The 24,091-nt window shown below is 65.9% G+C and carries 25 protein-coding genes and 1 tRNA gene; 12 read left to right on the forward strand and 14 right to left on the reverse strand.

The window, feature by feature from the left end:
- Position 1 precedes the first annotated feature (1 nt).
- The 4 genes from fdhE to ACTYOL_RS02665 all read left to right on the forward strand — a co-directional run bounded on the left by fdhE (position 2) and on the right by ACTYOL_RS02665 (position 4,544).
- Complete coding sequence (gene fdhE, locus ACTYOL_RS02650) at positions 2–928, forward strand: formate dehydrogenase accessory protein FdhE (protein WP_444757496.1); 927 nt, start codon at positions 2–4, stop codon at positions 926–928.
- 167 nt (positions 929–1,095) lie between these two features.
- Entirely contained in the window at positions 1,096–2,523 is a 1,428-nt protein-coding gene (selA, locus tag ACTYOL_RS02655) for an L-seryl-tRNA(Sec) selenium transferase (RefSeq protein ID WP_200603910.1), read from the forward strand.
- On the forward strand, positions 2,520–4,442 hold the full coding sequence (gene selB / locus ACTYOL_RS02660) for a selenocysteine-specific translation elongation factor (protein ID WP_444758127.1): 1,923 nt from the start codon (positions 2,520–2,522) through the stop codon (positions 4,440–4,442). The genes selA and selB overlap by 4 nt, the downstream gene beginning before the upstream one ends.
- Positions 4,443–4,448: 6 nt before the next feature.
- Positions 4,449–4,544: transfer RNA gene (locus ACTYOL_RS02665), tRNA-Sec, on the forward strand.
- Between the two features lie 119 nt (positions 4,545–4,663).
- Here the strand turns inward: ACTYOL_RS02665 and ACTYOL_RS02670 are convergent.
- Both ACTYOL_RS02670 and ACTYOL_RS02675 read right to left on the reverse strand, forming a co-directional pair.
- Complete coding sequence (locus ACTYOL_RS02670) at positions 4,664–5,653, reverse strand: asparaginase (protein WP_153774987.1); 990 nt, start codon at positions 5,651–5,653, stop codon at positions 4,664–4,666.
- A gap of 72 nt (positions 5,654–5,725) precedes the next feature.
- Positions 5,726–7,168: an alanine/glycine:cation symporter family protein gene (locus tag ACTYOL_RS02675; RefSeq protein WP_054893578.1), complete on the reverse strand. Its 1,443-nt coding sequence runs from the start codon at positions 7,166–7,168 to the stop codon at positions 5,726–5,728.
- 178 nt (positions 7,169–7,346) lie between these two features.
- Between ACTYOL_RS02675 and ACTYOL_RS02680 the strand changes: the two genes are divergently transcribed.
- The gene (locus ACTYOL_RS02680; protein WP_054893579.1) at positions 7,347–8,159 is read left to right on the forward strand and encodes a helix-turn-helix domain-containing protein; all 813 of its coding nucleotides are present in this window, start codon (positions 7,347–7,349) and stop codon (positions 8,157–8,159) included.
- 192 nt (positions 8,160–8,351) lie between these two features.
- Here ACTYOL_RS02680 and ACTYOL_RS02685 read toward each other — a convergent pair whose 3' ends face one another.
- Genes ACTYOL_RS02685 through ACTYOL_RS02695 form a run of 3 tightly spaced genes read right to left on the reverse strand, consistent with a single transcriptional unit; the run spans position 8,352 to position 11,063 of the window.
- The gene (locus ACTYOL_RS02685; protein ID WP_151926339.1) at positions 8,352–9,197 is read right to left on the reverse strand and encodes an alpha/beta hydrolase; all 846 of its coding nucleotides are present in this window, start codon (positions 9,195–9,197) and stop codon (positions 8,352–8,354) included.
- Between the two features lie 8 nt (positions 9,198–9,205).
- Positions 9,206–10,000 carry a TSUP family transporter gene (locus ACTYOL_RS02690; RefSeq protein WP_054893581.1) on the reverse strand — a complete coding sequence of 265 codons (795 nt, stop codon included), beginning with the start codon at positions 9,998–10,000 and terminating at the stop codon, positions 9,206–9,208.
- Positions 10,001–10,019: 19 nt separating this feature from the next.
- Positions 10,020–11,063: a hypothetical protein gene (locus ACTYOL_RS02695; protein ID WP_153774991.1), complete on the reverse strand. Its 1,044-nt coding sequence runs from the start codon at positions 11,061–11,063 to the stop codon at positions 10,020–10,022.
- Between the two features lie 436 nt (positions 11,064–11,499).
- Between ACTYOL_RS02695 and ACTYOL_RS02700 the strand changes: the two genes are divergently transcribed.
- Together ACTYOL_RS02700 and ACTYOL_RS02705 are read left to right on the forward strand one after the other, a co-directional pair.
- Positions 11,500–12,384, forward strand: a complete 885-nt coding sequence (locus ACTYOL_RS02700; protein WP_054893583.1) for a sugar nucleotide-binding protein — start codon at positions 11,500–11,502, stop codon at positions 12,382–12,384.
- The gene (locus ACTYOL_RS02705) at positions 12,377–13,309 is read left to right on the forward strand and encodes an NAD-dependent epimerase/dehydratase family protein (protein WP_444757497.1); all 933 of its coding nucleotides are present in this window, start codon (positions 12,377–12,379) and stop codon (positions 13,307–13,309) included. The genes ACTYOL_RS02700 and ACTYOL_RS02705 overlap by 8 nt, the downstream gene beginning before the upstream one ends.
- A gap of 83 nt (positions 13,310–13,392) precedes the next feature.
- Here the strand turns inward: ACTYOL_RS02705 and ACTYOL_RS02710 are convergent, their stop codons facing one another.
- Complete coding sequence (locus tag ACTYOL_RS02710) at positions 13,393–13,821, reverse strand: winged helix-turn-helix transcriptional regulator (protein ID WP_200603916.1); 429 nt, start codon at positions 13,819–13,821, stop codon at positions 13,393–13,395.
- A 100-nt stretch (positions 13,822–13,921) separates the two neighbouring features.
- Between ACTYOL_RS02710 and ACTYOL_RS02715 the strand changes: the two genes are divergently transcribed.
- The gene (locus ACTYOL_RS02715; protein ID WP_444757498.1) at positions 13,922–15,103 is read left to right on the forward strand and encodes an MFS transporter; all 1,182 of its coding nucleotides are present in this window, start codon (positions 13,922–13,924) and stop codon (positions 15,101–15,103) included.
- Positions 15,104–15,152: 49 nt separating this feature from the next.
- Here the strand turns inward: ACTYOL_RS02715 and ACTYOL_RS02720 are convergent, their stop codons facing one another.
- The 5 genes from ACTYOL_RS02720 to ACTYOL_RS02740 form a co-directional block, all read right to left on the reverse strand.
- Positions 15,153–15,836 (reverse strand): OmpW/AlkL family protein, encoded by a 684-nt coding sequence (locus ACTYOL_RS02720; RefSeq protein ID WP_063542509.1) that lies wholly within the window; start codon positions 15,834–15,836, stop codon positions 15,153–15,155.
- 110 nt (positions 15,837–15,946) lie between these two features.
- Entirely contained in the window at positions 15,947–16,513 is a 567-nt protein-coding gene (locus tag ACTYOL_RS02725) for a DUF3299 domain-containing protein (protein WP_054893588.1), read from the reverse strand.
- 9 nt (positions 16,514–16,522) lie between these two features.
- Positions 16,523–17,788: an ABC transporter permease gene (locus tag ACTYOL_RS02730; protein ID WP_054893589.1), complete on the reverse strand. Its 1,266-nt coding sequence runs from the start codon at positions 17,786–17,788 to the stop codon at positions 16,523–16,525.
- Positions 17,788–18,498, reverse strand: coding sequence for an ATP-binding cassette domain-containing protein (locus ACTYOL_RS02735; RefSeq protein ID WP_054893590.1), 711 nt, complete (start codon positions 18,496–18,498; stop codon positions 17,788–17,790). Before ACTYOL_RS02735 ends, ACTYOL_RS02730 begins: the two co-directional genes overlap by 1 nt.
- A complete protein-coding gene (locus ACTYOL_RS02740) occupies positions 18,499–19,092 on the reverse strand; it encodes a DUF2796 domain-containing protein (RefSeq protein ID WP_197893115.1) in 594 nt (197 codons plus the stop codon).
- Between the two features lie 133 nt (positions 19,093–19,225).
- On the opposite strand from ACTYOL_RS02740, the gene ACTYOL_RS02745 reads away from it, so the two are divergent.
- A complete protein-coding gene (locus ACTYOL_RS02745; protein ID WP_444757499.1) occupies positions 19,226–19,573 on the forward strand; it encodes a hypothetical protein in 348 nt (115 codons plus the stop codon).
- A gap of 58 nt (positions 19,574–19,631) precedes the next feature.
- On the opposite strand, the gene trxA is transcribed toward ACTYOL_RS02745, so the two are convergent.
- Genes trxA through ACTYOL_RS02760 form a run of 3 tightly spaced genes read right to left on the reverse strand, consistent with a single transcriptional unit; the run spans position 19,632 to position 21,672 of the window.
- Entirely contained in the window at positions 19,632–20,519 is an 888-nt protein-coding gene (trxA, locus tag ACTYOL_RS02750) for a thioredoxin (RefSeq protein WP_444757500.1), read from the reverse strand.
- Between the two features lie 39 nt (positions 20,520–20,558).
- Positions 20,559–21,218, reverse strand: coding sequence for a class I SAM-dependent methyltransferase (locus tag ACTYOL_RS02755; RefSeq protein WP_444757501.1), 660 nt, complete (start codon positions 21,216–21,218; stop codon positions 20,559–20,561).
- 1 nt (position 21,219) lies between these two features.
- Complete coding sequence (locus tag ACTYOL_RS02760) at positions 21,220–21,672, reverse strand: YbaY family lipoprotein (RefSeq protein ID WP_063542517.1); 453 nt, start codon at positions 21,670–21,672, stop codon at positions 21,220–21,222.
- A gap of 105 nt (positions 21,673–21,777) precedes the next feature.
- Between ACTYOL_RS02760 and nrdR the strand changes: the two genes are divergently transcribed.
- The 3 genes from nrdR to ACTYOL_RS02775 are packed head-to-tail and all read left to right on the forward strand — an operon-like array spanning position 21,778 to position 24,083.
- Complete coding sequence (gene nrdR, locus ACTYOL_RS02765; RefSeq protein WP_054893595.1) at positions 21,778–22,242, forward strand: transcriptional regulator NrdR; 465 nt, start codon at positions 21,778–21,780, stop codon at positions 22,240–22,242.
- A gap of 2 nt (positions 22,243–22,244) precedes the next feature.
- Positions 22,245–23,375, forward strand: coding sequence for a bifunctional diaminohydroxyphosphoribosylaminopyrimidine deaminase/5-amino-6-(5-phosphoribosylamino)uracil reductase RibD (gene ribD / locus ACTYOL_RS02770; protein WP_444757502.1), 1,131 nt, complete (start codon positions 22,245–22,247; stop codon positions 23,373–23,375).
- Between the two features lie 42 nt (positions 23,376–23,417).
- A complete protein-coding gene (locus tag ACTYOL_RS02775; protein WP_444757503.1) occupies positions 23,418–24,083 on the forward strand; it encodes a riboflavin synthase in 666 nt (221 codons plus the stop codon).
- Positions 24,084–24,091 lie beyond the last annotated feature (8 nt).

Below are 24,091 nucleotides of genomic sequence, written 5' to 3' on the forward strand. Positions count from 1 at the left end.
CTTGAGCACGATTCTCGAACCCGGGCAGATCGAAGCGTCGGCGGTAATGCCGCCGTTTCTCCACCAGCCCGCCGACAACCTGTTCGAACTGCGCGCGGCGCGACTGGAGCAGCTTGCCGAGGGCCATGCCCTTGGCGACTACCTGAGGCTGGTTGCGCGCCTGTGCCGGGTGCAGCAGCAGTTGCTCGACAATCCACCCTCCGGCGTGCCGGTCGCCGAGCAGCGTCAGCGCCTGTGCATCAGCCACGGCCTGCCGCCGCTGGCGGCCGACAGCCTGGTGCGCGAAGGGCCGTGGTTGGTCTGGCTGCAGGCGCTGCTGGATCGCTTCGAGGTACCGGAGCAGGGTGCCCTGGCGGATGCCCTGAAGGTTCTGCGCAGCAGCGAAGAGAGCCAGCGCAAAGGTTGGGGTATCGCTTTGCTGAGCGGTCAGTACGATGCCGTGCCCGCGGCGCTGGTGCCTTTCATCGGCGCTGCGTTGCAGGCGGCCTGGGCCAGTTGGCGGCGGGCCTTGCCCAGCGATGAGCTCAAGCCCGGCAGCAGCCTCGCGCAGTGTCCGTGCTGCGGCTCGCCAGCGATGGCGGGCCTGGTGCGCAACCGCGGCAAGCACAACGGACTGCGGTATCTGGCCTGTTCGCTGTGCGCCTGTGAGTGGCATGTGGTGCGGGTCAAGTGTGTGTACTGCGAGTCGAGCAAGGATTTGCGCTACTCCAGCCTGGAGGATGATCGTCACGCCCCAGGCAAGGCGCCGCTGCGGGCGGAGTGCTGCCCTGGTTGCAACACCTACCTCAAGCACTGCTACCTGGAAAATGACGCGATGGGCGAGGCGTTGGCCGATGACCTGGCCAGCCTGGCGCTGGATATCCGGTTGGACGAGGAGGGCTTTCATCGGCTGGCGCCGAACCTGATGTTGGCGCCTGGAGGAGGATGAGGGTCTACACTGCACACCGAGCCGCCCCTATCGCGGGGCAAGTCGCAGCGGCGAACCGCCGCTCCTGCAATGACCCCGCCACCTTTGCGGACGACGGGTAACCTGTAGGAGCGGGCTTGCCCGCGAAAGGGCCATTACAGACACCGGATCAACCAAGGTAGTACCGCATGTCGTCAAGCCTCGCCAATCAAGCGCCACGCCTGCCCTCCATCGACACCCTGCTACGCCACCCCGCCTGCCAGCCCTTGCTCGATCGCCATGGCCGCGACGCCACCCTGGCCAGCCTGCGTCAACTGCTCGACGACCTGCGCGAGCCCGCTCGCCTTGGCCAGTTGAGCGCCGTCGAACTGGCTGCTGAAATCCTGCTTGGCCGCGCCGGCGAGCGCCTGGCGATCCAGCAGCGCAGCCAGGTGCGAAGGGTCTTCAACCTCACCGGCACGGTGCTGCACACCAACCTCGGTCGTGCCCTGTTGCCGGAAGAGGCCGTACAGGCGATGCAGACCGCCGCTCGTTATCCGCTCAACCTCGAGTTCGACCTGGCCACCGGCAAGCGCGGTGACCGCGATGACCTGATCGAGGGACTGATCCGCGAGCTGACCGGCGCCGAGGCAGTCACCGTGGTCAACAACAACGCCGCTGCCGTGCTGCTGGCGCTCAACAGCCTGGGTGCGCGCAAGGAAGGGATCATCTCCCGTGGCGAGCTGATCGAGATCGGCGGCGCCTTCCGCATCCCCGACATCATGGCCCGTGCCGGTGTGCGCCTGCACGAGATCGGCACCACCAACCGCACCCATGCCCGCGACTACGAGGCGGCGATCAATCCGCGCACCGGCCTGCTCATGCGCGTGCATTGCAGCAACTACAGCATCCAGGGCTTTACCACCCAGGTGCCGACCGCCGAGCTTGCGCGCATCGCCCATCAACATGATCTGCCGCTGCTCGAAGACCTGGGCAGCGGCAGCCTGCTCGACCTCACCCGTTGGGGCCTGCCCGCCGAGCCGACGGTGCGTCAGGCGTTGGCGGACGGCGCCGATATCGTCACCTTCAGCGGCGACAAACTGCTGGGTGGTCCGCAGGCGGGCATCATCGTCGGGCGCAAGGAGCTGATCGCCAGGATCAAGAAGAACCCGCTCAAGCGCGCGCTGCGTGTGGACAAGATCACCCTGGCGGCGCTCGAGGCGGTGCTGGCGCTGTACCGTGACCCCGACCGCCTGGCCGAACGCTTGCCCAGCCTGCGCCTGCTGACCCGGCCCCAGGACGAGATCGCAACCCAGGCGCAGCGCTTGGCGCCGGAACTGGCCGAGCGACTGGGCGAGCAGTGGACGGTCACGGTCGAGCCCGCATTGGGCATGATCGGCAGCGGCAGCCAGCCGGTGGCGCGGCTGCCCAGCGCAGCGTTGTGCCTGCGCCCACAGGTCTCGAAGAAGCTGCGTGGTCGCAGCCTGAGGGTGCTGGAGCGCGCACTGCGCGAGTTGCCGGTGCCGGTGCTCGGCCGCATCGATGACGATGCCCTGTGGCTCGACCTGCGTCAGCTGGATGACGAAATCCAGTGGCTGGCCCAGTTGCCGGCATTACAGCTGGGGCCGGTGCAGTGATCGTCGGCACCGCCGGGCATATCGATCACGGCAAGACTGCGCTGCTCCAGGCCCTGACCGGCCAGGCCGGCGACCAGCGCCAGGAAGAACGCGCCCGGGGCATGACCATCGACCTCGGCTATCGCTATGCGGCGCTGGCCGAAGGCGAGCCGTTGACCGGTTTCATCGACGTCCCCGGTCACGAGCGTTTTATCCACAACATGCTCGCCGGCGCCCATGGTATCGACCTGGTGTTGCTGGTAGTGGCCGCTGATGACGGCGTTATGCCGCAGACCCGTGAACACCTGGCGATCATCGAGCTGCTGGGCATTCCCCAGGCGCTGGTGGCGATCAGCAAGTGCGACCGGGTCGAGGCATCGCGACTGCTGGAAGTCCAGCACGAAGTCGAAGCGCTGCTGGCCCCCGGGCCTTATGCCGGGGCTCGGCAGTTCGTCTTGTCCAGCGTGACCGGTGAAGGCGTCGAAGTGCTGCGCCAGGCGTTGGTCGAGGCGCGCACGCAGGTGCTGCGGCGCGGGAGCCAAGGAGGCTTTCGGCTGGCAATTGACCGTGCTTTCGCCGTTTCCGGTGCCGGTGTGGTGGTGACTGGCACCGCGCTGGCCGGGCAGGTGAGCGCGGGCGACACCCTGTTGCTGGGCAAGGCTGGCAAAGCTGTGCGGGTGCGTGGCCTGCATGCACAGAACCAGGCCGCGCTGGTGGCCGAGGCCGGGCAGCGCGTGGCGCTGAACATCAGTGCCGAGCGCCTGGCCGTGGAGCAGGTGCACCGTGGCGATTGGCTGGTGCCCGAGTGGCTGCATGCGCCCAGTTCGCGTATCGATATCGAGTTGTCATTGTTGCCGGGCGAAACGCGCACCTTCGAGCATTTCAGCGCGGTGCATGTGCACCTCGGTACCCAGGACGTGACGGCGCGGGTGGCGCTGCTGGAGGGCGAGGCTCTGACGGCAGGCCAACGCATGTTCGCTCAGTTGCTGCTCAACGCACCGTTGCAGGCCGTGCATGGCGATCGCCTGGTGCTGCGCGACCAGCGCGCCCAGCGCACCCTCGGCGGTGGCCGAGTGCTCGATCCTTTCGCGCCCAGCAGGCAGCGGCGCAGCGAGTCGCGCTTGCGCCAACTGCAGGTGCTGCGCGATGCCCGCGATCTGGAGCAGGCCCTGCCGGCCCTGCTGGCGGCGGCTCCCGCCGGGCTCGACCCGCAGCGTCTGGAGCGACAGTTCAACCGTCTGCGTGACAGTTGGCGGTTGCCCGATGACGTCCAGGTGATTGCCACCCGCCAGGGGCCGTTGCTGTTCGATCGTCAGCAATGGCAGGCGCTCAGGCATGAAGTGCTCGAGCAACTGGCGCGGTTCCACGAGCAGGAGCCCGATCAGCTTGGCCCCGACCGCGACCGCCTGCGCCGCTTCTGCGCCTTGCCGCTGGAGCGTGCCGCCTTTGTCAGCCTGCTGGACGAGTTGCTCGGTGAGGGCGCAGTCGCCAGCAGCGGCCCGTGGTTGCACCTGCCGGATCACAAGGTGCAGTTGAGTGACGCCGATACTGCGCTCTGGGAGCGTCTGCAACCGCGTTTGCTGGACGGCGCGTTCGATCCGCCCTGGGTCAGGACCTTGGCTGCAGCCGAGCAGGTGGAGGAAGCCCACGTGCGCTTGCTGATGCGCAAGCTGGCGCGGCTGGGAGTGCTGCACCAGGTGGTGCGCGATCTGTTCTACCCGCAGGAGACGATCCAGCGCATGGCCGAGATGTTGTTGCGGCAGACACAGGACACGCCGGTAGTGCAGGTGGCGGCGTTTCGCGATATGTTGGGCATCGGTCGCAAGCGCAGCGTGCAGATTCTCGAGTACTTCGACCGGCTCGGCCTGACCCGCAGGGTTGCCGAGCAACGTCACATCCGCGCCGATAGCGCGCTGGCCCGGCAGCAGGCCAGGCCCTGAGTTCAAGGAAGGCAATCGCGCCCGGTGGCGCGGCCGGGCTTCAAACCCGGTTGGGGACGGCAGCCGTTCCCGGGCAGGTTCGACTCCCGCTGCCTTCCGCCATTTTCGCCAGGCCCATTCGCGGGCAAGCCCGCTCCCACAGGTACAGCACAATTCTCAAGAACTGTGGAAATCCCTGTGGGAGCGGGCTTGCCCGCGAAGAGGCCATGACAGGCTGAAACCTAAGCCCGCTCCCCGCACAGGTCCAATGCAAACCACCGCTCTGCGGCCTCCACATCCAACCCAGCCCCCAACAGCGCGAACATCTTGCCCAGCGCCGCTTCGCGAGTCATCCCGCCGCCACTGACCAGCCCGGTATCGCGCAGCTTGCTGCCGGCGGCATAGGTGTCGAACACCACCGCGCCTTCGGGGCACTGGCTGATCGCGACGATCATCACCCCGCGTTGACGCGCATCGTGCAGCGCGTCGAGCAGTGCCTGGTCATCGGACGGGCCGGTACCGCTGCCATAGCACTCCAACAGCAAGCCCTGGACCCCAGCGTCGAACAGCCCGCGCAGGTAATCTGCACGCAGCCCCGGGAACACCGGCAGCACCGCCAGCTTCACCGCTTGGCGCACCTGGCGGTAGTCCAGGCTGGCAGGGATCTGCGCAGCGCGCTCGCCTTCGCGGTGGCGTTCCATCACGGTGAACGCATCGAAGGCTTCGCTGCGCAGTTTCGAGGCGCGGCAGCCGTGCAGCAACCGGCCGTGGAAGTAAAGCTGCACGCCGTTGCCCAGGCCCTGCTCGAACTGACGCAACGCGCCGACCAGGTTGTCCCAGGCGTCGCTGTCTGGCGCACCGGCCGGCAGCATGGAGCCGGTAAGCAGGACCGGCACCTGCAGGCCGAGCAGCAGGAACGACAACGTTGCCGCGCTGTAGGCCAGCGTGTCTGTGCCATGCAGTACCAGCACGCCGTCATGGCCGTCATGCTCGACCGCCTCGACGATGGCATCACGCATCGCCAGCCAATTGGCCTGCTGCATGTTGGCGCTGTCGATCAGCGGGTTGAGCTCGCGCAAGGTCCATTGCAGTGTCGGCGCGTCATTGCGCTGTGCCAGGTGGTCACGCATACGTGCATCGAAGCCACCCGCCGGCGCCAGGCCCGCGGGGGTCTGCAGCATGCCGATGGTGCCACCTGTGTAGAGAACGAGGAGATTCTTGACTGCACCCATGGAAGGATTCCGAAGCGAGGAGCGAAGGAAAGCCGGCCGCCCACGAGCGGGGCGGCCGGGCAGGGCAGGGTATCAGCGCTGGTGCTGAAGTTCGCCAGCAGCTTTGTCAGTGGCTGTTTCAGCCTGAGGATTGGCTGGCCAGGCGGCACGGTCCAGGTCCAGGTCGGCAAATTTGCTGGAGTCGAACACCGGCTGCTTGATGCCGGCCTTGCGCTGTGCGTCGTAGTCGCGCATCACGCGCAGGCCGACCTTGAACAGCAGGGCCAGGGCGACCAGGTTGACGAAGGCCAGGCAGGTCATGGTGATGTCGGCGAAGGCGAACACGGTCGACAGGTCTTGCATCGAACCCCACACCACCAGCGCCAGCACCAGGCCGCGGAAGGCCATCAGCACGACACGGTTGCGGCTCAGGAACTGCAAGCTGTTCTCGCCCAGGTAGTAGTTGTAGAGGATGCAGGTGAAGACGAACAGCGACAGCGCGACGCTGACGAAGATGCGGCCCCAGTCACCGACCACGGCGGCCAGCGAGTTCTGGGTCAGGACGATACCGTCGCCTTCGAAGCCTGGGGTGTAGAAGCCCGACAGCAGGATCAGCAGCGCGGTGCAGGTGCAGATCACGAAGGTGTCGAGGAACACGCTGAAGGCCTGCACCACGCCCTGGGCGCCCGGGTGCTTCACCGCCGCCACGGCCGCGACGTTCGGGGCACTGCCCAGGCCCGCTTCGTTGGCGAACACGCCGCGTTTCACGCCCATGACGATGGCGCTGCCCAGCAGGCCGGCAAAGGCCGGGTCGAGGCCGAAGGCGCTCTTGAAGATGGTTTCCAGCATGGCAGGCACGTGTTCGATCTGGGTGCCGATCACGTACAGGGTCACCCCGATGTAGGCCAGGGTCTTGATCGGCACCAGGAGGTCCGACACCGCGGCGATGCGCTTGATGCCGCCGATGAAGGTGATGGCCAGCAGCACTGCCAGGACGATACCGGTGTGGCGTGGGTCGAAGGCAAAGGCGTTCTGCAGCGAATGGGTCACGGTGTACGACTGCAGGCCGATGAAGGCGAAGCCGTAGGTGACCAGCAGCAGGATCGAGAACACGATCGCCATGCTCTTGAGCTTCAGGCCGTGCTGAATGTAATAGGCCGGGCCGCCGCGGTACAGGCCGTCGCCGTCGGCGCGCTTGTAGACCTGGGCCAGGGTACATTCGAAGAAGCTGCTGGACATGCCCACCAGTGCGGTGACCCACATCCAGAACACTGCGCCTGGGCCGCCCAGGGTCACGGCGATGCCGACACCGGCAATGTTACCTGCACCGACGCGGCCGGCGAGGCTCAGCATCAGGGCCTGGAACGAGCTCAGTTGGCCAGCCTGGCCGCGCAGGGACTCCTTGAACACGCCGAACATGTGGCCGAAGTGGCGGAACTGGACGAACCGTGAACGAATGGTGAAGTAGCTACCGAGCCCGACGATCAGGACGATGAGCAGTTTTCCTGAAAGGAAATCGTTAAGTGCTTCGAGCATTGGAAAATGACCTCGATTCTTATTCTTCGTGTGGAGTGACCAGCGGCGACAGAGACGCGCGCTATCGTTGGCGCGCATGGTTGGTCATGACACCTGTGGTTACAATTTCGCGGGTTGCTCTGTTTTGGTGCGACTTGATGCTAGACTTGCACCACTCGCATCACCTGGAACGCCGTTCATGGCCGATTTTCTAGCCGCCAATCTCAAACTCGCCTGCAGTCACTACCGCTCTATTTCAGAGGTTTGCCGACAGCTGTCGATAAATCGCGCGCAATTCAACAAGTACCTGAGCGGGCAGAGCCAGCCGACGACCTACAACCTCAAGCGCATCGGCGATTTCTTCGGGGTCGAGGATTACGAGCTGAACCTGCCGCCGGAACAGTTCGCCCGGCTGATCGGTGCGCGCAACCCTTCGGTGTCGTCAGGCCCGCAGGACGACCCGATCAGCGAGCTGTTCAAGCCCTTGCATGCCCAGGCCGGCAACCTGTCGCGCTATTGCGGCTACTACTTCGAATATTCCAACTGCATGTCGGTACCAGGCTCGATCCTGGTGTCGCTGGTGCACCTGTGGGAGGAGCGCGGCAGCTTCCTGTTCGAGCGCCAGGAACGCCAGGAGCGCAGCAGTGCCGGCAGCCAGCATGCGGAGGTGCGTTGCCGCTACCTGGGCGCAGCGTTCCAGTTGCAGGATCGGGTGTTCCTGATCGACTACGAGTCGCTGACCCTCAACGAGATGAGCCAGACCGTGCTCATTCCCAGCTTCAAGAGCCGTATCACCCGCCTCAACGGGCTCAAGACCGGGGTCTCCAGCGGCGACCGGCGCAACCCTGCCTGCACCCGCGTGGTGTGGGAGTTTCTTGGTGAAGAGATCAACCGTATCAATGCCTATCGCCAGGTGAAGCTCTATCGCCCGGACGACCCGCGCATCGACGATGATATTCGCGACCGGCTCGGCGCCGGCGCGATCAGCAACGGGTTGTTCGAGATCGAATAGGGGTTTCGGCTCTACCAGCGCGGCGTCTTTTTCGCGGGCAAGTCGCAGCGGCGAACCGCCGCTCCCACAGGTAACATCAGCGTATTCAGACGCTATGGGGGCTGTGGGAGCGGGCTTGCCCGCGAAAAAGACACCGCGCTCCCTGGCACGCGCTACGCCCGTGTTCGCGGGACAAGTGGGGTGCCGAACCAGTCACTCTCGGTCGAGAATGAACGCCGCCACCGCATCCGCTACCTGATCGGCAATCTCCGGTGCATCGCGCAGGTGTGCGGCGATGCCGTGGTCGCAGTCGGTCAGCAACAGGCACTCCACATGGGGCGCCGGCACCGAGCGCAGCAGCGCATGGGTGACTTCCTCCGGTATCGGGCTGTAGCGCTGCACACCGCGCAGCATTCGGGTACCGGCGCTGGTGCCGGGGCCTTGGCCGTGGGTCTGGGAGTTGAGGCCGTCGTACTCGCCGATCACCAGCAGTACCCGCCCCTGGAACTGGCGCAGGAAGGCGTAGCTGTCGCAGTCGAGAAAGGCGTAGGGCTTGCGGATCGCCGCGCTGAAGGCCGGCCCGAATGGCGCGTCGTGGGCGTCATCGGGGTAGACCGCCGGGCAGATCAGCACCAGCTTGTCGATGTCTGGCAGTTGCGCCGCAAGCTTGAGGGCAATGGCGCCACCCAGGCTGTGGCCGACCAGGGTACGGCAGCGTTCGGCGATATGCCGGTGGAAGCGCCGGGCCTCCTGCAGGTTGATCGCCAGGGTCGGTGCGCTGGCGCCGGGTTCGCTCGCCTGGCTGTGGCCGGACAGGTTGCCGGTCAGCGAGCCGATGCCCTGGCGTTGCAGGCGATAGAGCAGCGGATTGAGGCGGGTGAAGTCGGAGCGTGCGCCGCCGACCACGAACAGTGGCGGAGCGCGCTCGCTGTCGGGCAAAAGCAGGCGTGCCTGCTGTTGATAACCGTCGAATGCTTCGTCGATGAAGCATTCGGTGCCCGGCGCAGGTTCGTCGTATTGCCAGCTGCCGCGTTGCTCGGAGGTGTTCGCGAAGTCCATGGCGCTCCCTAGAGGAACTGGTGTTGCAGCCATTCGCCGAGCGGGTTGCCTGCGCCAAGCAGCAGCTTGAGGGCCATGATGCAGCACACGCAGACCAGCAACGGCTTGATCAGCCTGGGTCCGAAATGCACCGCGCAGCGTGCGCCCAGTTGCGCACCGATGAACGCGGCACAGGCCATCGCCAGGGCCAGGGGCCAGATGATTGCCCCGCTCAGCGAGAATACCGAGAGGGCGCCCAGGTTGCACGCGGCGTTGAGCAGCTTGCTGTTGCACACGGCGCGCAGCAGGTGCTGACCCAGCAGGATTACGCAGGCGAGCATGAAGAACGAACCCACCCCAGGGCCGAACACGCCGTCATAGAAGCCGATCAGCGGGGCGGCGGTCAGGCAGAACACGGCGTTGGAGATCTTCGCCTTGCGCTCGTGCTCGTCGGGCTTGGGGCTGAAAGCGAAGTAGGCCGCAACCAGGATCAGCAGCACCGGCACGCAGGCTTGCAGGAACGTCTTGGGCACCAGGCTCACCGACAGCGCGCCGAGGGCGCCGCCGGCGAAGGCCATGGCGGCCATGGGCAGGCCGCGTTGCCAGTCGATCATGCCCTTGCGGGCGAAGGCGACGGTGGCCGACACCGTCGCCGAGGCCGCCTGGAATTTGTTGGTGGCGATGGCCGCCAACGGGTCGATGCCGGCGACGAACAGTACCGGCAGGGTGATCAGCCCGCCGCCACCCGCGATGGCGTCGAAGAAGCCGGCCATCAGCGCCACCGACGCGAGGGTCAGCAGCAGGGAGACATCGATTTCCATCATTACCGCACGTTCCTTTTATTCAGCCGCGCACCAGCAGCGGATCCGGAGTGATCACCCGAGGTTGGGCGAAGGGGGAGTAGCCGAACAGCCGCACCAGCAGGCGACGGTTGTCCTGGACGATGTCGCGACCATGCAGGGCGCGGTTGTTGTTGATCACCAGGGCGGTGTCCGGTTGCAGCACGAAGGGCCTTGGCCGCGTCTCGGCGACCCGCTGCTGGAAGGCGTCGAAGGCCTGGGCGGCGAGGTCGCTGGCCTGGTCGTTGAGCGAGAACCGGTACGAGTTGTAGCGCAGGGCAAAGCCGCCATTGGCGTCGAACTGCAGCATCGCGGTGGCCTGCTCCGGTTCACCGCTGCCCGCGACGAAACAGTCGCTGCGGGTGAAGTCGAACGACGCTGAGGTCAGCGCCAGCGCGTGCAGGCTGCCCAAGCCTTCTATGACCTCGCGCATGGGAATGACGTGGGTCGGCTCGTTCGCCGGGTTCCAGCGCGCGGTGAGGATCAGCGCAGAGGGTGCCGGCGAATGGTCATCGCGAGCGATCACCGAGCAGTTGTACGGAGCTTCGGTGTGTGGGCCCAGGCGCAGGCCAGCGTGGGAGCTGAGCTCCACGCGGGTGTCGCGGGATTCCTGCGGACGCGGCTGGCTGCCGCCGCCCTTGAAGTTGCCGACCAGACGCACCTGCTTGCCTTCGTTGTCGATATCGAAGGCGAACGCCCGGTAGCGCACCAGCTCCAGCAGGATCTGGTTGCGTGAGGCCAGGTAGATGCAGCGGGGATCGTGCTCCAGGCCCTGCAGCTCAGGCAGGTCTTCGGGGATGGGATCGTGCTCCGGGCAGCTCATGCCGCGGTACATCAGTGCAGACAGCGTGCCGTCGGCGAAGCGCCGCAGTGTCGCTTGTTGCTGGGCATCGAGCGATCTTGTCAGCGCTTCGGCGCATTGCCGTGCCTTGCCGGCCGCCCCGAAGACTTCCGGGCCGCCGAGTCGGGCGAGGGATTGGCTGGCGACGAACAGCGCATCGGCTTGATCCTGGGTAAATTCCAGGTACGCGACTTCGGAATCCTGCATGGGAAACCTTCCTTGTTATTGTTGTGTTGGCGTTCCGTGCCGGCCGACAGCTGGAGTGAGTTGACCTGACTGGTGTAACTCCAGTCGGTAGTGGCCAACTGCCGCGCAGTATCGGGTAGTTTCCGAAGGTGCAAAAGGGGGGGTGGAAAATTTCACAGCCGTGAAACGTTGTGAAGATCGAAGCCGGCGCGTCATGGTGGTGCTCCTGGTTATCGGGTGCGCATACGGGGCTGCCATGCCCCGGCCTCTGCTATTAGTTCAAGGTTTTCGTCCGGCGTGGTGCAAGACCGGTTTTATGTGAGCGACAGAGAAAGCTTCGATGCCTGTTGGAAACTTCCTACGTACAGACGGGGTAGCCCCTAGGGTTGGACTTCCCCTGGCGGAAACCGCAAAATGACCCCTTTCCCTAATCGATCTGAGCGGACCTGCTGACTCTATGCGTATGCGCCTGATGCTGTTGGGTGGTGGCAATGCCCTCGGGCAAGCGCTGATTCGTCTCGGGGCCGAGGAAGACATCGCGTTTCTGGCACCGCGCCCGCCGGACGAGGGCTGGGATCCGGCCAGCCTCACCCAGTTGCTCGACGATCACCGCCCCGATGCCCTGGTCAACCTGGCCTATTACTTCGACTGGTTCCAGGCCGAGTCGGTCAGCGAACAGCGCCTGGCCCTTCAGGAGCGTGCCGTGGAGCGTCTGGCCGAATTGTGCCAGCACCACGAGATCACGCTGGTCCAGCCTTCCAGCTATCGCGTGTTCGACGGCTCGCGCGCCACCTCCTACAGCGAGAAGGACGAGCCGGTGCCTCTGGGCCTGCGTGGCCAGGCGCTGTGGCGCATCGAGCAGAGCGTGCGTGCGGCCTGTCCGCAGCATGTGCTGCTGCGTTTCGGTTGGGTGCTGGACGAAAGCATCGACGGCGCACTCGGGCGCTTCCTGACGCGCGCCGAGCAACCGCAGGAGCTGCTGCTGGCCGATGACCGCCGCGGCAACCCGACGCCGGTCGACGATGCCGCCCGGGTGATCCTCTCGGTGATCAAGCAGCTGGACTGCGATGCGCCGCTGTGGGGCACCTACCATTACGCCGGCAACGAGGCGACCACACCGCTGGCGCTGGGACAAGCTATCCTTTCCGAGGCAGCGCAGTGGCACAAGCTGGCCGTGCAGGCCCCCACCGCACAGGCCCACGCCGCGCGCCCGGATGCCAGCGAGGAGCCGCAGCACGCGGTGCTGGCCTGCAAGAAGATCCTTCATACCTTCGGCATCAAGCCCCGCGCCTGGCGCGCCGGCTTGCCGCCCCTACTGGACCGTTTCTATCGTCATGGCTGATGCCCCCATCCTCATTACCGGCGGAGCTGGTTTCATCGGCTCCCACCTGTGCGATGCGCTGCTGGACAAAGGCTATGCGGTGCGCATTCTCGATGACCTGTCCACCGGCAAGCGCAGCAACCTGCAGATCGACCATCCACGCCTGCAACTGATCGAAGGTGATGTTGCCGACACTGCACTGGTTACCCGTGCAGCCGCCGGTTGCGCGGCGGTGGTCCACCTCGCTGCGGTCGCGTCGGTGCAGGCGTCGGTGGACGACCCGGCCAAGACCCACCAGAGCAACTTCATCGGCACTCTCAATGTCTGCGAGGCGATGCGCATAAATGGTGTGCGCCGGGTGTTGTTCGCCTCGAGCGCGGCGGTCTACGGCAACAATGGCGAAGGCCAGTCGATCACCGAGGACACGCCCAAGGCGCCACTGACGCCTTACGCCGTGGACAAGCTGGCTGGCGAGCAGTACCTGGACTTCTACCGCCGCCAACATGGGCTGGAGCCTGTGGTGTTCCGCTTCTTCAATATCTTCGGGCCGCGCCAGGATCCCTCGTCGCCGTACTCGGGGGTGATCAGCATCTTCTGCGAGCGTGCGACTAAGGGCTTGCCGATCACCGTGTTCGGCGATGGCGAGCAGACCCGTGACTTCCTCTATGTCGGTGACCTGGTGCAGGTGATGGTGCAGGCGCTGGAGCAGTCGCAGGTGGAAGAGGGCGCTGTGAACATCGGCTTGAACCAGGCGACTTCGCTGAATCACTTGCTTGCGGCATTGCAGCAGGTGGTTGGCAGCTTGCCGACGATCAGCCATGGCCCGGCGCGCGCGGGTGATATCCGCCACTCGCGGGCGGACAACCACCGGCTGTTGGCGCGTTTTGATTTTCCCCAGGCGACGCCGATCGCCGAGGGGCTGGCGCGTTTGTTGGGCAAAGACTGACAAACACGCTGGCCTTCCAGGTACTCCACTGATCTCCAGGACAGTGGAGTACCGCGAACAAGCCCTGACAGGCCAGAACACCTTCAAGCCCGCCGACAATCCTCCGGCCCAAGCACCCGCCCATCCCGCGCCCGTACTTCCAGCTTCGCCACAGGTTCGCCCTTGGCATTGTCCAGCAGCACCGAACGCGCCTCGCCCGCCTCGAACTGAAACCGCTCCCCCCACTGACGCAGGCCCACCACGATCGGAAACACCGAGCGGCCTTTTTCTGTCAGCACATATTCCTTGTACGCACTGCCATCCGACGCCGGCTGCAGCTCCATGAGCCCTGTTTCCACCAGCAGCTTCAGGCGCGTGGCGAGGATGTTCTTCGCCAGCCCCAGGTTCTTCTGGAACTCGCTGAAACGGCGCAGCCCATCGAACGCGTCGCGCAGGATCATCAGTGCCCAGCGGTCGCCGAGCACTTCGAGTGCCCGGGCCACGGGGCATCGGCTGTTGTTTTCGTCGAGCATCGATCATTCCGGATGAGCCAGTTTGGTTGCAGATTAAAACCAGGTTTGCTAGAAATCCAGCTTGTGGTTTTGTTTTGAAACCAGATTGCCAGGAGTCTGCATGTCATCCGCCCACGATGCATCTTCGTTTCAACTCACTCGCGGCCTGACCCTGTTGCTGGCCGCAGCCTGCGCACTGGCGGTGGCCACGGTGTACTGCGCCCAGCCCCTGCTGGAGTCCATGGCCCAGAGCCTGGGCGTGCCGAGTCGTCAGGTCGGCTGGGTGGTCGGCGCAACCCAGGCAGGCTATGCATTGGGATTGCTGCTGATCGTGCCGCTAGGGGACCTGCTCGACCGCAAGCGCTTGATCCTCGCGCAGTTGCTGCTGTCGGCACTGGCGCTGGTCGCGGTCGGCCTGGCCCAGCATTGGGCGGCGCTGTTGGCGGCCATGGGCATGGTCGGGCTGATGGCCGTGGTGGTGCAGCTGATGGTCGCCCAGGCGGCCACCCTGGCGACACCGGCGCAGCAGGGGCAGGCGGTGGGAACGGTTACCAGCGGCATCGTAGTGGGGATTTTGCTGGCGCGGCTGGTGGCGGGAGTCGTGGCTGATCTGGCTGGCTGGCGAGGGGTTTATTTCGCTGCTGCCGGGTTGGCGCTGCTGATGGTCGTGCTGCTCGGCTGGCGTATGCCCTCTGCACGACCTCTAGGGCAGCGCCAACATTACCGGGCGTTGTTGCGCTCCATGGCGGTGCTGCTGCGCGATGATCGCCTGCTGCGCCAGCGGGGTGTGTTCGCATTACTGATCTTCGCCGCGTTCAGCGTGCTGTGGAGCAGCATGGTGCTGCCGTTGAGTGCGCTGCAGTTGACCCACACCCAGATCGGTCTGTTCGGCCTGGCCGGTGTCGCCGGAGCCCTTGCCGCATCGCGTGCCGGGCGCCTGGCTGATCGCGGCCTGGGGCAGCGCACCACGGGGCTGGCGCTGGGGCTGCTGACACTGTCGTGGCTGCCGAGCCTGTTCGTCGGGCAGTCGCTGCTGGCGCTGGTGGCCGGTGTGGTGATGCTGGACCTGGCCGTGCAGGCGGTGCATGTGACCAACCAGAGCCTGCTGCTGGCCGGGCGTGCCGAGATGGCCAGTCGTCTGATTGGCGCGTACATGTGCTGCTATTCGGTCGGTAGTGGGGCGGGGGCGGTGACGGCGAGCTGGGTCTACGGGGCGTGGGGGTGGGGCGCGGTGTGTGGGCTGGGGGCTGGAGTCAGCGCGTTGGCGTGGGGGTATTGGTGGTGGCTGCACCGCCAGGGCTGAGCGGCAGCCAGAGGCCCCGCTGTACGGCGGGGCCTGAGTGCGTTGCGTGTCAGAACTTGTAGCCGATACCGACCATGTAGACCCACGGATCGACATCGACGTTGACCTTGGTCTTGCCCACGCCCAGGGCGCTCGGACCGTCGATGGTGGCCTTGGTGTCGATGTCGACGTACCAGACCGCGGCGTTGACCAGCAGGTTGTCGGTCAGCATGTAGTCCATGCCCAACTGGCCAGCCAGGCCGATGGAGTCCTGCAGCTTCATGTTGCTGAAGCCCTGCTGCTTGCGGGCGCTGCTGAGGTCTTCATCGAAGAACAGCGTGTAGTTGATGCCGATACCGGCATAGGGTTGGAACTTCGACGAGGCTTCCATCGGGTAGTACTGCAGCGACAGGGTCGGTGGCAGTTGCTTGATGTCGGCCAGCTTGCCGTCGAGCCCGCCGCCCAGGCCCTTGACGCCCACGGTGTGCTTGAACGGCGTGGCAGCGAGCAGCTCGATGCCGACGTGGTCGGTGAGCATGTAGGCGAAGGCCAGGCCCAGTTGGGTGTCGCTGTCGAGGGTGGCCTTGGTGCCGGAGACCTTGGCGCCGTCGAGCTTGAGGTCACTGCTGCTTTCGTTCGGCGCAGTGGTGATGGCGCCGGCACGCATGATGAAGTCACCCGCCTGGTGGGCGTGGGCAACGGGGGCTGCGAGCGCCAACGCGACGAGCGAGGCACCGAGCAATGTCTTGTTCATGGAAGCTCCCAAAGGACGTAAGTAATCGAGTAGTCCAATGGTAAGGAGCCGTCCAAACACATTGTTTGACTCAGCTCAACGAAGCGGGCTTCACACGGGCGACACAGTTCTCATTTCAGCTCATATGCGTAGATTTTCTCGGCTTCCATCTGGTAACCGGCGTCGGCCAGCTCGCTGCTGGTGTTCTTGACCTGCATGCGTCCCTCGATCCAGTAGGGCTGGTACAGGTCTTCGACGCGCACGCCCATCTCGCTGAAGATGTGCACGATCTGGTTGGACGGCGGCGGCGGCACGTGGATGCAGGCGCCGTAGTAGGGCACCAGGAGAAACTCGGTGGTGCGGCCTTCTTCGCTGACTTCCAGCGGCACGATGTAGCCGGGCAGTTTGACCTGCTGCCCGTCCAGCGCTTTCACCACGGGGGCGTCGGGCGCCTGCTGGCGGGCTGCCGGGGCAGACTCGGCCGCGAGCGCGTCGCCCAGCGAGTTGCCCATCTGCGAGAGGTCATGCAGCGGGGTGAGCTGTGGGGGGATGACTGGCGCGCCCTCGGGGATCAGTGCCGGCCAGTCCAGCTCGCGCGGCTCGTCCGCCCAGGCCGGGATGATCAGCACCAGCAGCAACAGCAGGAGGATCTGTAGTGCTCTCTTCGCGGGCAAGCCCGTTCCCACAGGGATCGACATGACAAACTCTCAGAGGTGGATCGACAGGCCATCGGCCAACGACTGCCGGTAGGCACGCCAGGCCGGAACACTGCCCATCAGCAGCGCCGCACCGAGGATGATCGCCAGCAACGTCCATTCGTGCGGGCTTGGCCAGGCCAGCGGCAGGAACAGCCCGTAGTTGGACTGTACCGCGTCCTGGGCCAAGGCGATTCCCCCATAGAGCAATCCCAGCCCGGCGACGATACCGCTGACCGACAGCGCCAGCGCTTCGAGCACCAGCAGCCCGGCGATATGCCAGGGGCGCGCACCCACCGAGCGCAGGATGGCCATTTCGCGTCGCCGTTCGTTGAGGCTGGTGAGAATCGCCGTGAGCATGCCGATCAAACCGGTCAGTACCACGAACAGCGACACCACGAACAACGCCTGCTCGGCGATGCCCATCATGCCCCACAGCTCTTGCAGGGCCACGCCCGGCAAGATCGCCAGCAGCGGCTCGCTGCGGAACTCATTGATCTCGCGCTGCACGCTGAAGGTGGCGATCTTGCTGTTCAGGCCGAGCATGAAGGCCGTGATGGCGGTGGGCTGAAGGTCCATGGTGCGCGCCTGGTCGGCGCTGATGCGCGCGGCGCCGCGGGCCGGCACGCCGTTCTGCCAGTCGACGTGGATGGCTTCCATCCCCGCCAGGCTGATGTGCAGGGTGCGGTCCACGGGGGTGCCGGTGCGCTGCAGGATGCCGACCACGGTGAAGGGCTTGTCGTCGTGCTTGACCAGGCTGATGGTGGCGATGCCGTGGGCCAGCACCAGGCTGTCGCCGAGCTTGTAGTGCAGGGCTTCGGCCACTTCGGCGCCAAGCACCACTTCGAACGGGTCGTTGGCGAACTGGCGGCCCTGGCTCAGTTGCAGGTGCTGCTGGCGGCCGTACTGGTAGTGGGTGAAGTAATCGCTGTTGGTGCCCATCACCCGGTAGCCGCGGTGCGAGTCGCCCAGGGAGATCGGGATCGCCCACTTGACCCGCGGGTCCTTGGCGTAATGCTCGAAGCTGTCCCAGCGGATGTTGTTGGTGGCGTTGCCGATACGGAACACCGAGTACAGCAGCAGGTTGACCGACCCCGAGCGCGCCCCGACGATCAGGTCGGTGCCGCTGATGGTGTTGGCGAAACTGGCGCGGGCTTCGGTACGCACGCGCTCCACCGCCAGCAGCAGGCACACCGACAAGGCGATGGCGAAGGCGGTGAGGAAGGCAGTGAAGCGGCGGTTGGCCAGGCTGGCCAGGGCTAGACGGAGCAGGTACATCAGGCCTCCCGAGGCTTGGCGGCGCGGTTGAGCTCGGCCAGCGACAGGTCGCGGTCGAACAGGGGCGCCAGGCTCTGGTCATGGCTGACGAACAGCAGGCTGGAGCCTGCGGCGCGGCATTCGTCGAACAGCAGGCGGATGAACACCTCGCGGGTGTCGGCGTCGAGCGCGGAGGTCGGCTCGTCGGCGATCACCAGTTCCGGTTGGCCGATCAGTGCACGCGCAGCGGCAACCCGCTGTTGCTGGCCGATCGACAGGGTGTCGGCGCGCCGGGCGAGCAGATCGGGGTCGCCCAGGCCCAGGTGGGCGAGCAACTGCGCCGCTGCCTGGTGGATGCTGCCATGGCGCTGCGCGGCGCGTTCGGCACGGCTGCGCGAAAAGCGGCAGGGCAACTCGACGTTTTCCTGCACGGAGAGAAACGGCAGCAGGTTGAACTGCTGGAAGATGTAGCCGGTGTGGTCGACACGGAAACGGTCGCGAGCGCCCTGGCCCAGCTCCGCCAGGTTCTGCCCGAGCAGCCGCACTTCGCCCTGGTCGGGCAGGTTGACCCCGCCCAGCAGGCCGAGCAGGGTGGTCTTGCCGCTGCCGCTGGGGCCTTTGAGGAACAGCGCCTCACCGGCCTCCAGGCGGAACTGGGGGATGTTCAGCAACGGCTGCTGGCCTGGCCAGGCAAAGACCAGGTCATGCAGTTCGATCAGCGGCTGGCTCATTCAGAACGCAACCACGGCCTTGGCCGGGGTGCTTTCGAAGCCCTTCTGGCCGTTCGGGCCGACCAACTGCACATTGATCTTCTGGGTTTGCGGGTACGCCTTGTACAGCGGTGACAGGTCGATCTGGGTCAGCTTGGCCGGAGCTGCGCAGGTCAGCTGGTAGTGCGCGTGGATCTCGCTGTGCTGGTGTTCATGCGCGTGGTCATGGTCGTGATCGTCGTCACCGTCGTCGTCCTTGGCCGATGGCTCGTCACCGAACAGCGGGCTTTCCAGCTCCTGCTGGTCTTCCTTGCAACCGGCCGCGCTGGCCAGGCCGAACAGCTTGAGCGGCTGTTCGAGCTGCTTGCGCACCGCCTCGACCTTGGCCTTGTCGGCATCGCTGCCCGGCATGTGCTCGAAGCCGACCAGGTTCATTGCCGGGCTCTCCAGCGCCAGCTCCAGGGTATTGCCATCCAGGCCGACGTTCAGGCGTGCGACGCCGTGCTCGTGGGCAGGCAAGGTGCCGTGGGCATGATCGTGGTCGTGATCTTCATGGGCCTGGGCAACGGCCAGGGGCAGCAGGGCGAAGGGCAAGGCGAGGAGCAGGCGGCGCATGGACGACTCCGGAAGCGGACGGGAAAGATTTGGTAATGTTATAACAACTTTTCTTGTCGATGCCAGACGCTTGGCGCAGGTTTCATGTCGTGGGAGCATGCGCGTCATCGATCCGCGATTGAAGGAAGGCAGTGTGAGAATCCGAGGACAGATCGGCGACTGGCCGGTGGACCTGACTATCGAACTGGATCCGGCGGAGTGGGCTCAGCTTGGGCGCAGGCTCGAAGAGGCGCCTGCGGTGGCAGAGGTGGCGAGTACGCCTGTGACTGCGCCAGCGCGGCAGGACGATAGCCAGTGGTCGGCGGCGCGCGAGGTGTTGCGTCAGGCCGGAGCGCTCAGTGGGCCTGAGTTGCTGGAGCGGCTGGAAGGGTTGGCCGGGAGTGTCGCGGCAGGCAAGCGGCTGCTGGTGCGTTTGCGCCACAGCAGTGAAGTGAAGGTGGAAAGCGGTGGGGATGCGCCGGTATATCGCTGGGTAGGCTAGTTGCCGGGGACGGTGCGTGGCTGGATGCCACCTCCAGCAGGAGGTGGCGGCTTGGGGCTCAGAACATCGCCGAAGACAACCGGCGGCGGTACACACCCACCAGCGGATGGTCGCCGCCGAGCAGGTCGAACACCTGCAGCATGGCTTTCTGCGGCAGGCCGTTGTCATAGGCGCGATTGCGCTGGAACAGCTTGAGCAGCCCGTCCAGCGCAGCTTCGTACTGCTGGCGCGCCAGTTGCTGGATGCACAACTGGTAAGCCGCTTCGTCATCCTGCGGGTTCTGCGCCAGGCGGCTCTTGAGCTCGGCGGCCTCCGGCAGGCTGGCGGCCTGGCGCAGGAAGGTCAGTTGCGCCTTGGCACCGGCCAGCGCGGCCTTGTGCTCATCGCTTTTTACCGCATCCAGTACCTGCTGCGCTGCGTCCAGGTCGCCGCGCTCGGCCAGGCAGCGGCCGTAGTAGATCAGCGCCTCGGCGTTGCTGTTGTCTTCACCGAGCAGCGCCTGCAGCAGCGCTTCGGCTTCGCTGAAACGGCTCTCGGCGAACAGCGCCTTGGCCTGCTCCAGCGGCGAGGCGGTCGGGGGGGCAGGCATCTGCACATGCGGCTCGAGCATGGCGCGGATCGCCGACTCCGGCTGGGCGCCGGCAAAGCCGTCGACCGGCTGGCCATCCTTGAACAGCACTACGGTCGGCAGGCTGCGGATACCGAACTGGGCCACCACCTGCTGCTCGACATCGCAGTTGATCTTGGCCAGCAGCAGCTCGCCCTGGTAGCCCTCGGCGATCTTCGCCAGCAGCGGCATCAGCGCCTTGCAGGGCGCGCACCACTCGGCCCAGAAGTCCACCAGCACGGGCTTGTGGAAGGAGTTCTCGATCACCAGTTGCTGGAAGTTGGCATCGGTGGCGTCGAAGATGTAGGGCGTGGCGGTATTAGAAGAAGCTTGGCTCATCGCAACTCTCGCAGCTTTCGCACATTCGGAATGGCACCACTATAAAGGCTCGCGGCTGGCGTGGTACAGGCTGACCCGGCGGAATTCGTGCGGCTCGGCCAGGTCTGGCAGGGTCAGGGCGTCGAGCACGCCGAGCTGGCGATAGAGCGGGTGGCTGAAGTCGCGTACCCGCGAATCGGCGACCAGTGCCTGGCGACCCCGGCCGAGAAAGGCATCGAGCAAGGGCAGGTTGGCGCGGTCGTACAGCACGTCGGCGACGAGGATCAGGTCGAAGCGGTCCGCTTCGGCGAAAAAATCCTCGCTGTAGCCCAGCGTCACGCCGTTGAGTGCAGCGTTGGCGCGGCATGCGTCCAGGGCCAGCGGGTCGAGGTCGCAGGCGACCACCTCGCGCGCACCGGCACGGGCTGCGGCGATGCCGGAGATCCCCGAACCTGCGCCGAAGTCCAGCACGCGCTTGTCACGTACCCATTCGGGGTGTTGGGCCAGGTAGCGGGCCATGGCCAGGCCGCTGGCCCAGCAGAAGCTCCAGTAGGGGGGCTCGTCGAGGATGCGCCGGGTCTCGTCGGGGCTGAATGCCCGGTCCATGTTCTCGGCGTCGATCAGCCACAGCTTGAGGTCGCAGCCCGGCAATTCGCTGATGACCAGGCGCGCTTCGCCAATCAGGCCGCTGAGGGCCTGTTGCAGGTGTAGCGGGGTCACGTTATGGCGCCTTCTCGAAACGCAGTGGGCCGGTGGTCTGGGTTTCGGCCTGGACGATGCGCTGCGGCGGCAGGTGCATGATCAGTTGGCCGGAACGGCTGGCGCGCCCGCGCAGCTCGACCCGGGCGCCGGCAGGAAAGGCCTCGGGGTTGAAGCGCAGATGATACGGCAGGGCCTGGCCGGTGCCGGTCAGGTCGCTGCTGGCCAGCAGGCGTTGGGGGCGGCCGCGCTCGTCGATCACCAGCAGTGCCAGCTCGACTTCGGCGCCTGCGGGGATTTCCATCAGGGTGCCGCTGAGTTCGCGCTGGTAGGCCGGCAGCGGGCCCGGTTCGTCGCTCTTCTTGACCGTCTTGGGCGCGCTGGGCGCCACAGGCTGCTCGGGCTTCGGTCGGTCGCTGCCGCAGGCGGCGAGCAGGCCGGCCAGGCACAGGACGACGAGGGCTCGATGGTGCATGGGGTAATCCTTCACAGGCAGATTTCTCTGGATGGTAACCCCTTTGGCTTGTCTTGCCAGTGGGATGCGCTACCATGGCCCTCCCTTTTTTTGTTGCCTGCCACCATGCACTGTCCCTTTTGCGGTGCCAACGACACCAAGGTCATCGATTCGCGACTGGTCGCCGAGGGCGAACAGGTCCGCCGCCGCCGCGAATGCGTCGCCTGCGGCGAGCGCTTCACCACCTTCGAGACCGCCGAACTGGTCTTGCCCCGGCTGATCAAGCAGGACGGCACGCGCCAGCCCTTCGACGAAGACAAACTGCGTGCCGGCATGCAACGGGCGCTGGAGAAGCGCCCTGTCGGCGTCGAGCGCCTGGAAGCGGCGCTGGCGCACATCAAGAGCCGCCTGCGGGCTACCGGCGAGCGCGAAGTGAAGTCGCTGGTGGTCGGCGAGCTGGTGATGTCCGAGCTGCGCAAGCTCGACGAAGTTGCCTACATCCGCTTCGCTTCGGTGTATCGGCGCTTCCAGGACCTCGACGAATTCCGTGAAGAAATCGACCGCCTGGCCCGTGAGCCAGCCAAAGAGTAAGCATGTCCAGCCAGACCGCGTTGCTTGACGCCCATTACATGGCCCGTGCCTTGGAACTGGCCCGCAAGGGCCTGTACACCACCCATCCCAACCCGCGGGTGGGCTGCGTGATCGTTCGCGATGGCGAAGTGGTCGGCGAGGGCTGGCACGTGCGTGCCGGCGAGCCGCATGCCGAAGTGCATGCCCTGCGCCAGGCCGGTGAGCGTGCGCGTGGCGCCTGCGCCTACGTCACCCTCGAGCCCTGCAGCCACCATGGCCGCACGCCACCGTGCGCCGAGGCGCTGGTCAAGGCAGGTGTGGCGCGGGTGGTGGCGGCGATGCAAGACCCCAACCCGCAGGTGGCCGGGCGTGGCCTGGGTCGGCTGGCCGAAGCCGGTATCGAGGTTGCCAGTGGCGTGCTCGAGGCCGAAGCCCGCGCGCTCAACCCGGGCTTTCTCAAGCGCATGGAGCATGGGCTGCCATTCGTTCGTGCCAAGCTGGCGATGAGCCTGGATGGCCGCACTGCCATGGCCAGCGGCGAGAGCCAGTGGATTACCGGCCCCGCTGCGCGCGCCGCGGTACAGCGCCTGCGCGCCCGCTCCAGCGTGGTGCTGACCAGCGCCCAGAGCGTGCTGGACGACAACGCGCGGATGACCGTGCGCGCCGCCGAGCTTGGCCTGGACGACGAAATGACCGCGCTGGCCGTGACGCGCCCGCCGCTGAGGGTGTTGGTCGATGGCCGTCTGCGCCTGCCGCTGGACGCCCCGTTCTTTCAGGCCGGTCCGGCGTTGGTGGTCACCGCCGCCGCGCCGGACCCGCGCTACGCCGCGGCCGGCCACGAGTTGCTGGTGCTGCCCGGCAGCGATGGCCAGGTCGACTTGCCTGCGCTGCTGCGCCTGCTGGCCGAGCGCGGTGCCAGCGAGGTCCTGCTCGAAGCGGGCGCCGGTCTGGTCGGCGCCTTCGCTCGCCACGGCCTGATCGACGAATACCAGCTGTTCGTCGCCGGCACGTTCCTCGGCTCCCAGGCTCGCCCGTTGCTGGAGTGGCCGCTGGAGCACATGAGCGAAGCGCCGCGGCTGAAGATCATCGAAATGCGCGCCGTGGGCGATGACTGGCGAGTCACGGCCATCCCCTTGCCCGCGCCCGGCGTATAATGCCGGGCTTGCTTCGCGCAGCCCGTACCTGAGGAGAACACCATGTTCACCGGCATCATCGAATCCATCGGCACCATTCGCAGCATGACCCCCAAGGGCGGTGACGTGCGCGTCTACGTCGAAACCGGCAAGCTCGACCTGGGCGACGTCAAGCTCGGCGACAGTATCGCGGTCAACGGCGTGTGCCTGACCGCCGTGGAACTGCCAGGCGATGGCTTCTGGGCCGACGTCAGCGTCGAGACCCTCAAGCGCACCGCCATGGTCGAGCTCAAGAGCGGCAGCCGGGTCAACCTGGAAAAAGCCCTGACCCCCACCACCCGCCTGGGCGGCCACCTGGTCAGCGGCCACGTCGACGGTGTCGGCGAAATCATCTCGCGCAGCGATAACGCCCGCGCCAACCAGTTCCGCGTGCGCGCCCCGAAAGAGCTGGCCAAGTACATTGCCCACAAGGGCTCGATCACCGTCGATGGCACCAGCCTGACGGTCAATGAGGTCGATGGCGCTGAGTTCGAGCTGACCATCGTCCCGCACACCCTGTCCGAAACCATCATGGCCGACTACCGTGCAGGTCGTCGGGTGAACCTTGAGGTCGACCTGCTGGCCCGTTACCTGGAGCGTCTGCTGCTGGGCGACAAGGCCGCCGAGCCGAGCAAAGGCAGTGGCATCACCGAAAGCTTCCTGGCCGCCAACGGCTTCTTGAAATCCTGATTGAGAAG

Origin of the sequence: Pseudomonas sp. A014, assembly GCF_052378495.1 — a bacterium.
Lineage (GTDB): Bacteria > Pseudomonadota > Gammaproteobacteria > Pseudomonadales > Pseudomonadaceae > Aquipseudomonas > Aquipseudomonas machongensis.

Bases quoted from the DNA above. Each gene is read 5' to 3' on its own strand.
- selA (WP_200603910.1), top strand. From the start codon at position 1,096: ATGTCGTCAAGCCTCGCCAATCAAGCGCCACGCCTGCCCTCCATCGAC.
- ACTYOL_RS02670 (WP_153774987.1), bottom strand. From the start codon at position 5,653: ATGGGTGCAGTCAAGAATCTCCTCGTTCTCTACACAGGTGGCACCATC.
- ACTYOL_RS02675 (WP_054893578.1), bottom strand. From the start codon at position 7,168: ATGCTCGAAGCACTTAACGATTTCCTTTCAGGAAAACTGCTCATCGTC.
- ACTYOL_RS02680 (WP_054893579.1), top strand. From the start codon at position 7,347: ATGGCCGATTTTCTAGCCGCCAATCTCAAACTCGCCTGCAGTCACTAC.
- ACTYOL_RS02685 (WP_151926339.1), bottom strand. From the start codon at position 9,197: ATGGACTTCGCGAACACCTCCGAGCAACGCGGCAGCTGGCAATACGAC.
- ACTYOL_RS02690 (WP_054893581.1), bottom strand. From the start codon at position 10,000: ATGATGGAAATCGATGTCTCCCTGCTGCTGACCCTCGCGTCGGTGGCG.
- ACTYOL_RS02695 (WP_153774991.1), bottom strand. From the start codon at position 11,063: ATGCAGGATTCCGAAGTCGCGTACCTGGAATTTACCCAGGATCAAGCC.
- ACTYOL_RS02700 (WP_054893583.1), top strand. From the start codon at position 11,500: ATGCGTATGCGCCTGATGCTGTTGGGTGGTGGCAATGCCCTCGGGCAA.
- ACTYOL_RS02705 (WP_444757497.1), top strand. From the start codon at position 12,377: ATGGCTGATGCCCCCATCCTCATTACCGGCGGAGCTGGTTTCATCGGC.
- ACTYOL_RS02710 (WP_200603916.1), bottom strand. From the start codon at position 13,821: ATGCTCGACGAAAACAACAGCCGATGCCCCGTGGCCCGGGCACTCGAA.
- ACTYOL_RS02715 (WP_444757498.1), top strand. From the start codon at position 13,922: ATGTCATCCGCCCACGATGCATCTTCGTTTCAACTCACTCGCGGCCTG.
- ACTYOL_RS02720 (WP_063542509.1), bottom strand. From the start codon at position 15,836: ATGAACAAGACATTGCTCGGTGCCTCGCTCGTCGCGTTGGCGCTCGCA.
- ACTYOL_RS02725 (WP_054893588.1), bottom strand. From the start codon at position 16,513: ATGTCGATCCCTGTGGGAACGGGCTTGCCCGCGAAGAGAGCACTACAG.
- ACTYOL_RS02730 (WP_054893589.1), bottom strand. From the start codon at position 17,788: ATGTACCTGCTCCGTCTAGCCCTGGCCAGCCTGGCCAACCGCCGCTTC.
- ACTYOL_RS02735 (WP_054893590.1), bottom strand. From the start codon at position 18,498: ATGAGCCAGCCGCTGATCGAACTGCATGACCTGGTCTTTGCCTGGCCA.
- ACTYOL_RS02740 (WP_197893115.1), bottom strand. From the start codon at position 19,092: ATGCGCCGCCTGCTCCTCGCCTTGCCCTTCGCCCTGCTGCCCCTGGCC.
- trxA (WP_444757500.1), bottom strand. From the start codon at position 20,519: ATGAGCCAAGCTTCTTCTAATACCGCCACGCCCTACATCTTCGACGCC.
- ACTYOL_RS02760 (WP_063542517.1), bottom strand. From the start codon at position 21,672: ATGCACCATCGAGCCCTCGTCGTCCTGTGCCTGGCCGGCCTGCTCGCC.
- nrdR (WP_054893595.1), top strand. From the start codon at position 21,778: ATGCACTGTCCCTTTTGCGGTGCCAACGACACCAAGGTCATCGATTCG.
- ribD (WP_444757502.1), top strand. From the start codon at position 22,245: ATGTCCAGCCAGACCGCGTTGCTTGACGCCCATTACATGGCCCGTGCC.
- ACTYOL_RS02775 (WP_444757503.1), top strand. From the start codon at position 23,418: ATGTTCACCGGCATCATCGAATCCATCGGCACCATTCGCAGCATGACC.